9 protein-coding genes are annotated in these 8,367 nt (G+C 60.6%); 4 read left to right on the forward strand and 5 right to left on the reverse strand.

Going from position 1 to position 8,367, the window contains the following annotated elements; genetic code table 11:
- Positions 1 to 579 carry a TetR/AcrR family transcriptional regulator gene (locus tag PY650_RS07820; protein ID WP_285878509.1) on the reverse strand — a complete coding sequence of 193 codons (579 nt, stop codon included), beginning with the start codon at positions 577 to 579 and terminating at the stop codon, positions 1 to 3.
- 267 nt (positions 580 to 846) lie between these two features.
- Between PY650_RS07820 and PY650_RS07825 the strand changes: the two genes are divergently transcribed.
- From PY650_RS07825 to PY650_RS07835, 3 genes are all read left to right on the forward strand, one after another.
- Positions 847 to 1,647, forward strand: a complete 801-nt coding sequence (locus tag PY650_RS07825; RefSeq protein WP_285878510.1) for an inositol monophosphatase family protein — start codon at positions 847 to 849, stop codon at positions 1,645 to 1,647.
- Between the two features lie 134 nt (positions 1,648 to 1,781).
- Positions 1,782 to 2,828, forward strand: a complete 1,047-nt coding sequence (locus PY650_RS07830; protein ID WP_285878511.1) for a flagellar motor protein MotA — start codon at positions 1,782 to 1,784, stop codon at positions 2,826 to 2,828.
- 3 nt (positions 2,829 to 2,831) lie between these two features.
- Positions 2,832 to 3,863: a peptidoglycan -binding protein gene (locus PY650_RS07835; RefSeq protein ID WP_285878513.1), complete on the forward strand. Its 1,032-nt coding sequence runs from the start codon at positions 2,832 to 2,834 to the stop codon at positions 3,861 to 3,863.
- A 3-nt stretch (positions 3,864 to 3,866) separates the two neighbouring features.
- On the opposite strand, the gene PY650_RS07840 is transcribed toward PY650_RS07835, so the two are convergent.
- The 4 genes from PY650_RS07840 to PY650_RS07855 form a co-directional block, all read right to left on the reverse strand.
- Positions 3,867 to 5,114, reverse strand: coding sequence for an RNA polymerase sigma factor (locus PY650_RS07840; RefSeq protein WP_285878514.1), 1,248 nt, complete (start codon positions 5,112 to 5,114; stop codon positions 3,867 to 3,869).
- A 7-nt stretch (positions 5,115 to 5,121) separates the two neighbouring features.
- A complete protein-coding gene (locus PY650_RS07845; RefSeq protein WP_285878515.1) occupies positions 5,122 to 5,460 on the reverse strand; it encodes a YciI family protein in 339 nt (112 codons plus the stop codon).
- Positions 5,461 to 5,712: 252 nt separating this feature from the next.
- Complete coding sequence (locus PY650_RS07850; protein WP_285878516.1) at positions 5,713 to 5,895, reverse strand: YegP family protein; 183 nt, start codon at positions 5,893 to 5,895, stop codon at positions 5,713 to 5,715.
- A gap of 109 nt (positions 5,896 to 6,004) precedes the next feature.
- On the reverse strand, positions 6,005 to 7,825 hold the full coding sequence (locus tag PY650_RS07855; protein ID WP_432761503.1) for an ABC transporter transmembrane domain-containing protein: 1,821 nt from the start codon (positions 7,823 to 7,825) through the stop codon (positions 6,005 to 6,007).
- Positions 7,826 to 8,000: 175 nt separating this feature from the next.
- On the opposite strand from PY650_RS07855, the gene rpmE reads away from it, so the two are divergent.
- Positions 8,001 to 8,222, forward strand: coding sequence for a 50S ribosomal protein L31 (rpmE, locus tag PY650_RS07860; RefSeq protein WP_120705332.1), 222 nt, complete (start codon positions 8,001 to 8,003; stop codon positions 8,220 to 8,222).
- Positions 8,223 to 8,367 lie beyond the last annotated feature (145 nt).

The following is an 8,367-nucleotide window of genomic DNA, read 5'->3' on the forward strand; positions in this document are numbered from 1 at the left end:
TCAGATCAAGCTTTTAAGGGCCATATGGGCGATTGAGGTAAGCGTCTCGGGAGATGCGCCGCCTCGGGCGCCGACTTTCATCCCTGAGAGTGTGGCGCCGAGAAAATGAACGGCACTTGTGACGTCGAGATCGGCGGCAAAATCGCCACTGGCAATGCCGGCCCTGATGACGCTTTCTAGCGAGGAGGAAAGGATCCGCGAGGCTTCGTCGGTTAGCGTTGCGACCTCGGCATCGGCGCGGCCGAATTCGCAGATGGCGCTGACGCCGAGGCAACAGCGCGTCGCTTCGCTGGCCGGACGTGCCGCAAAGGCCACGAGCGCGACTTCAATTCGCGCCAACGCCGAACGGTCTCCCTTAAGGTCCGCCAGGATGCGGGCGAGGCTGTCGGCATTGTATCGCTTAAGCGCTTCGAGATAGAGGCTGCGCTTGTCGCCGAAGGTATCATACATGCTCTGCCGGCTGATCTTCATGGCCTTCAGCAGATCGTCCGTCGACGTGCCTTCGTATCCATGGTCGGAGAAGACCCGGATGGCGGCGCTGAGCGCCTCGTCGCGGTCAAATTCCTTGTGTCGTGCCATGTGGGCGTTGTAGCGATTCCAGACTGATTAGTCTAGAAAAAATTCTAAGAAAGTGCGGTGCATCATTTTTTGGTGGATTTGCATGTCAAACAAGCAAGCGAACTCCTCGGCTTGACGAGAAATCCGGACCTTCCGGCTCGCTGTACTTGAAATTCCCCCGATTTTGTGGTCTTGAGGCCGCCAATCTTTAATGCGCTGCCGATCCCGCTCCGCCGGGGCCTGTTATCGGGTCCGGCCAGCGCCTCCTATTTTACCCAAGGAAGCCCGATGGCCCGTTCTGCTCTTCTCAATGTTATGGTTCAGGCTGCCCTCAAGGCAGGCAAGTCGCTCAGCCGCGATTTCGGCGAAGTGCAGAACCTGCAGGTTTCGGTGAAGGGACCGGGCGATTTCGTCAGCCAGGCTGATTTCAAGGCGCAGAAGATCATTCACGACGAGCTGCTGAAAGCACGGCCGACGTATGGCTTCCTCGGTGAGGAAAGCGAAGAGATCAAGGGCACCGACGGCGCGCATCGCTGGATTGTCGATCCGCTCGACGGCACGACCAACTTCCTGCACGGCATTCCGATGTTCTCCGTGTCGATCGCATTGGAGCGGAACGGCGAAATCGTCGGCGCCGTTGTCTTCAACCCGGCAACGGACGAACTTTATACGGCCGAGCGAGGCGGAGGCGCCTTCCTTAACGATCGCCGTCTGCGCGTCGCCTCGCGGCGCGTGCTGTCAGACTGCGTCATCGGCTGCGGTGTCCCGCATCTTGGCCGCGGCAATCACGGCAAGTTCTTGGTCGAACTACGCCATGTCATGGGCGAAGTCGCCGGCATCCGCCGCGTCGGCTCCGCAGCGCTCGATCTCGCTTATGTCGCCGCTGGTCGTTTCGACGGCTTCTGGGAAGTGGGCCTGTCGCCCTGGGACATGGCTGCCGGTATTCTGCTGGTGCGCGAAGCCGGCGGTTTCGTCTCGGATTTCAACGGTGGGACCGATATGCTCGGCACCAGCTCGATCATCTGCGGCAATGAGCATATTCAAAAGGCGCTGGCCGAGGTCATCAAGCGACCGATCCCAACGAAATAAGGATCGTCCTCCGCCAATCGCCCTGCGGCAATACAGGCTGTTGCCAATGGCTGGTTTTGTGTTTTCCGTCTCTTCAATTCGGCACAATGTTGCTCTAGTCTCCGGCTGCGGAAAATCCGGAGGCTAAGCGTGCAATGGAAAATGTAAATCTGGGGGATCTAGGTTCGACCGACAATGTGTCGGCCAACTACACGTATAAGCTCTCCAGCCCAATGGCCTTCTTTTGGACGATGATCCTTTTCCTGGTCATCGTCGGGTTTATCGTGGCGATCCTGTTTCGCCAAGCCCAAGTCGCCTTCTTGCACAATCCCGGCCTCAATGGCTTGATCCTTGGTGTGCTGGCCGTCGGCATTCTGCTGGTCTTCAATCACGTCCTGATGCTTAGGCCGGAGGTCCGGTGGTTCAACCATTTCCGCGCGGTTGGCAATGTTGCCGACAAGGTCGGGCGCAATCCGCGGCTTCTGGCGCCAATGCGGGCGCTGATCGGTAATCGTCGCGGCATGTTGTCGACGGCGACGCTGCGCTCCATCCTCGATTCCATAGCCACCCGTCTCGATGAATCTCGCGACACTTCGCGCTATCTCATCGGCCTGCTTGTCTTCCTCGGCCTGCTCGGCACCTTTTGGGGTCTGATCGGCACGATTGGCTCGATCAACGACGTCATCCAAAGCCTCGACGTCGGTTCCGGCAACACCGGCGATATTCTTGGCGCCCTCAAAACCGGCCTTTCCGGCCCGCTGGTCGGCATGGGCACGGCGTTTTCGTCCTCGCTGCTTGGCCTCTCTGGCTCGCTGATCCTCGGTTTTCTCGATCTTCAGGCCGGGCGTGCGCAGAACCGCTTTTATACCGAACTGGAAAACTGGCTTTCCTCCGTTACCGATGTCGGCTCGGATATCACTCCCGTCATCGAAGGCACCGGCGGCGCATCCTCGGAGGATGTGCGGGTGCTTTCGGAATATCTGCGCAAGATTGCGGAAGAGGGCGGTGGCGGCCAGCGTTCGGTAACGGCGATGGCGAACCTCGCAGAGGGCATCCAGGGCCTGGTGAAGAACATGCGCAACGAACAGCAGATGCTGCGCGACTGGATCGAGGCGCAGCAGGAAGAGGCGAAGTCGATGCGCCGGACGCTCGACCGCCTAGCCGACCGCATCAGCCATACCGAGAAGACCGGGAGCAAGTAAATCATGGCGCTCGCACGCAACAGTCGCCATAAGAGAACGGTCGATTATTGGCCGGGATTCGTCGATGCGCTCTCGACACTACTGATGGCGATCATGTTCCTGCTGACGGTGTTTGTCGTCGGCCAATTCATTCTGAGCCGCGAAATTTCCGGCCGCGACGAGGTGCTGAATCGCCTCAACAGCCAGATTAACGAATTGACGCAGGCATTGGCGCTTGAAAAGAGCGGGAAGCAGGATCTGGAAGATTCGGTCGCCAATCTGCAGGCCTCGCTTTCGGCGGCAGAGGGTGAACGTTCGCGCCTACAGACGCTCCTCGATGCCGGATCCGGCAGCAATCAGGCCGCGCAACAGCGGGTAGGGACCCTGACGCAGCAGCTCGATGAGCAGAAGCAGGCGAGTGCCCGCGCGCTCAGTCAGGTCGATCTTCTCAACCAACAGATTGCCGCGCTCCGCAGCCAGATTGCCGCTGTCGAGGCCGCCTTGCAGGCGTCGGAAGAGAAGGATCAGACATCGCAGGTGAAGATCGCCGATCTCGGTCGGCGGCTGAATGTGGCGCTGGCGCAGCGCGTGCAGGAACTCAACCGTTATCGTTCCGACTTCTTCGGGCGGTTGCGCGAAATCCTCTCCGACCGCGATAATATCCGCATCGTTGGTGACCGCTTCGTCTTCCAGTCGGAAGTGCTGTTCCCCTCCGGCTCTGCCGATCTCAATCCGGAAGGTCAGGCAGAAATGACCAAGCTTGCCGCCGCGCTGATCGATCTTTCCAAGGAAATTCCGCCTGAGATCAACTGGGTATTGCGCGTCGACGGTCACACGGACAACGTACCGCTCTCCGGCAGTGGCCGCTATCCTGACAACTGGGCACTGTCGTCGGCTCGCGCGATCGCCGTCGTCAAGTTCCTGATCGTCCATGGCGTGCCTTCGGACCGGCTCGTCGCCGCCGGCTTCGGCGAGTTCCAGCCGATCGCTCCGGGCGATACGCCGGAAGCCCGGGCCACCAACCGCCGTATCGAGCTGAAGCTGACGGAGAAGTAATCGTCAGCTTCGATCGGCCAGAACGGTATCGAGGCGCTCCTGCAAGAATTTGCGGATGGCGGAGCTGCCGCTGAGCCCTATCGCCGTGCGATACGCCATGACGGCACTCCCGGTTTCTCCAACTTCCACCAGCAGGTGGGCGCGAACCGCCCAATAGGGCTGATAGCTGACGATATCGCGCTCGGTTATCTGGTTCAGATGATGCAATCCGGTGGCCGGCCCTTGCGCCCGGCCGACAACGGCGGCTTGGCTGACGCGGGCACCGACGGTTGGTGTCATCAGGACGAGTGCGTCGTAGAGCATTGCAAGCGCCGTCCAGTCGGTCACTCCAGTGCGCCGCCGCTCGGTGTGGACGGACTGGATCGCCGCCTGGCACTGGAATGGGCCGAAGCGGTCGAAAGTGCCCGCCTGCCGCAGCAGGCCATCGGCCTCGGCGATCATGATGGCGTTCCAGCGTGCCGTGTCCTGTTCATCGAGCGGCACATACTGTCCATCCGCGTCCCGGCGAGCGGTACGGCGGGCTTCGCAGTAAAGCATCAGGGATAGCAATCCCATGGCTTCCGGCTCCTGCGCCATGGTGGCGTTCAGGGCGCGGCCGAGCCAGATGGCTTCGTCGACCAGCGAGCTGCGCTTGCCATCTCCGCCATCGAGCCCGTCCCAGCCAAGACCATAAGCAGCATAGATTGCCGAGAGCACGCTGGTCAGCCGCTCCGGCAGCGCGCAACGGTCGGGAACGGCAAAGGGAATATGGGCCTCGCGGATCTTGATCTTTGCCCGAACCAGCCGCTGGCTCATCGTCTCCGGCGAGACGATAAAGGCCTGCGATATGGTCCTGGCGTCAATGCCGAGAACCGTCTGCAGCATCAGCGGCGTATGCACGGATTGGTCGATGGCCGGATGGGTGCAGGTGAAGAGCAGCTTCAGCCGCTCGTCTGGGAAAGTCGGGCCATCCGCATTCATGCGCTCTTCCGCCTCCTCGAAAGCAAGGCTGATCGTATCGCGGGCGGCGGCTTTGACGCTTGCATGTCTTGCGGCGCCGTAAAGATTGCGTCGCGCCGCGACCAATAGCCAGGCCTCGGGATTGTCAGGAATGCCGCGCTCCGACCAAACGTTCAGCGCTTTCGCAAGCGCCTCCGACAGCGCGTCCTCAGCTGCCGGGACGTCGCCCGAGCGGGCTGCGAGAAAGGCGATCAACTTGCCGTAGGATTGACGCGCCACCCGCTCGGTGGCGCGTCCAACGTCGTGATCCATGGCCATCTCACATTTGCAGTCGCGGCCGCACTTCGACGGAGCCATTCTGGGAAACCGGCACGCGCACGGCCCACTCCAACGCTGCGTCCAGGTTCGGCACGTCAATCAGATAGAAGCCGCCGAGCTGCTCTTTGCCTTCCGGAAAAGGACCGTCCTGCACATCGTGGTGTTCGCCACGGCGGCGGACGACCGTTGCGGTTTCCGGGGCCGTCAGTCCGGCGCCGCCGGTCATGATGCCGGCCTGGACGAGCGCCTGCGTATAGGCGATCCAGCCGTTCTTATAGGTGGGATCCTCGCGCCGCTTAAAATCCTCGGCCGATTCACGGATGATCAAGGCATACTGCATGGGATAACTCCTGCTGGCTTTGTTGGCGACAATCCGGACGGGACGCTGCATCTAAGGAGCGAATGCCAAAATGTGCAACACCGTCGGCGAAGCGGCTTCATGCCGTTCCGATACAATGAGCCGCGATCAGGGCCGATTTCGACAGGCCGATGCATTTTTCAGAATATTCGACGGTCAAAATAAAAAAACAGCCAGGCGCGCCTGAAGGCGGCCGGCTGCAAAAGGCTGCATAGCAGCGCTCGACGCGAAGTCTTAGGCGGTGGTCTGATCGTCGATGGAGGCGCCGCCGACGTGGGCCTTGATCGATTCAATAGCATGGAGGGCCGAAGCCTTCGCCTTATAGCCTTCGGAGGCAAACATGGTTTCGCCGTTCGAGGCCTTGAACCGGAAGCGGAATTCGCCAGCCTTGTCCTTGTAGACTTCAAATTTATACATGGTTCCCGTCTCCTAGAATCGCATCAGCGCGAGATGACGTGAAAAAATCTAGCGCAACTTTAAAGCTATTTCCACCTGTTGTATTCCGCTTACCTTGGTCAATCCGTCTCTATTTGACGGCAAGCATCCGGCCCTCGATGCCGGCGTCGAATTGCAGGCGCGCCAGCTTGGCGTAGATGCCGCCCTGCTGGATCAGGCTCTGATGCGTACCTTCTTCGACGATGCGGCCCTGATCGAGGACCAGGATACGGTCGGCCTTCAGCACGGTCGCCAGGCGATGGGCGATGACGAGGGTGGTGCGCGTTTCCATCAGACCGTCCAGCGCCTTCTGAACTAGCGTCTCGCTCTCGGCGTCGAGCGCCGATGTCGCTTCGTCGAGCAGCAGGATCGGCGCATTCTTCAGGATGGAACGGGCAATGGCGATACGCTGACGCTGGCCGCCGGAAAGAGTTATGCCGCGCTCGCCCACCTGCGTGTCGTAACCCTGGCCGAGGCGTGAGATGAACTCATCCGCCTGCGCAGCCATCGCGGCGGCGCGAACTTCGTCGCGCAAGGCGCCGGGGCGACCGAAAGCGATGTTGTCATGGATCGAGGCGGCAAAAATCGTTGTGTCCTGCGGCACGATGGCGATGCGGCCACGCAAGGCATCCGGGGAGACGCGGCTTACATCGACGCCGTCGACCGCGACGCTACCCTGTTGCGGATCGTAAAAGCGCAGGAGCAGCGAAAAGACCGTGCTCTTGCCGGCGCCGGAAGGACCGACGATCGCGACTGTTTCGCCCGGCTTGACGGAAAGGGACAAGCCATGCAGCGCGGATTTTTCAGGCCGCGAGGGATAGGAGAAATGCACATCGGAGAATTCTACCCGACCCTGCGGCGGTTGCGGGAGGGGCAACGGATCGGAGGGGGCAGCGACCGGCGAGACTTCGGCCAAAAGTTCGCCGAGCCGATCGGCCGCGCCGGCAGCTTGCGATAGTTCGCCCCAGACTTCCGATAGTGAGCCGAGCGAGGAGCCTGCGATAACCGAGTAAAGAAGGAACTGACCGAGCGTTCCTGCCGACATCGTGCCGGCGAGCACATTCTGTGCCCCGACCCAGAGCACGGCGACAATGCTGCCGAAGACCATGGTGATGGCAAAGCCGGTCAGCAGCGAGCGGGATTTGATCGCGGCGCGCGCGGCTTGATAGGCATCCTCGACCGCAGCGCCGTAACGCTGCGCGGCCGCTGCCTCGCCGTTGAAGGCTTGAATGGTGCGGCTGGCGGCGATGGTTTCGTTGGCATAGGCCGACGCATTGGCCAGCGTATCCTGTGCGGCGCGCGAGCGCTTACGCACCGAGCGACCGAAGCTCATGAGCGGCAGCACGATAATCGGAATGGCGATCAGTACGATGCTCGACAGCTTGGGGCTAGTGACGATCATCATAACCACGGCGCCGAGACAGAGAATGAGATTGCGCAGTGCGACCGAAGCCGTCGAGCCAACGGCGGACTTGATCTGCGTCGTGTCGGCAGTCAGCCGCGAAACGATTTCGCCGGATTGATTGACATCGAAGAAGGCGGCCGACAGCCGCGTCACATGGTCGAAGACCTCGCGGCGCATATCCGAGACGATACGCTCGCCAATGCTAATGACAAAATAATAGCGAAGCGCGCTTGCCAACGCGAGGATGACGGCCATGACCATAATCGCGGCGAAATAGCTGTCGATGAGGCCACGATCGGATTGATCGAAGCCGTGGTCGATCATGCGCCGGACGGCAAGCGGCAGGGCGAGGGAGGTGACGGCGGCAGCGACCAATGCGATAAGCGCGCCCAACACCATGCCGCGATAACGCCTGAGATAGGGTGTCAGGCGCAGAAGCGGCCGAATAGATCTGCGGTTTTTGTCGTCTGCCTGGCCCGTCTCTGACAAGTCGTCTCCAATCCCCATATCAGCAAGGGACTTCGCTCTTTCGCCCCTTGTTATCCTTGCTGCCTTCATGTATAGGCACGCCATCTTAATTGGAAGCCGTGGCCTCAATCGGACTGCGGCTTCATTTATTCAATCGGTTCGGTTGCCGCAATGGCTTGCGACAAATGGACCCTGGCATGACAGGAAGATTGTTATGAAGGCCAACATCCATCCCGACTACCATACCATCAAGGTGGTCATGACCGACGGCACCGAATACGAAACCCGCTCGACCTGGGGTTCGGAAGGCGCCGTCATGAACCTCGAAATCGACAGCAAGTCTCATCCGGCCTGGACGGGCGGCAATCAGCAGCTCGTAGACCGCGGCGGTCGCGTTTCCAAGTTCAACAAGCGCTTCGGTGGTCTCGGCATCTAATCGCTTCGCGATCTGGTGTTTTGAAAAGAGCCCGGCCCTGCTGGGCTTTTTTGTTGGTGCGTCCAGCATGGGCGCATTCTTGTGGGTGGAAGTCCCACCGTGAGCTGGTCATGGCGAGCGAAGAGAAGCGCAACTGCGGAAGGGC

Origin of the sequence: Martinezella calliandrae, assembly GCF_030272695.1 — a bacterium.
In the GTDB taxonomy this organism is placed as follows: domain Bacteria; phylum Pseudomonadota; class Alphaproteobacteria; order Rhizobiales; family Rhizobiaceae; genus Rhizobium; species Rhizobium calliandrae.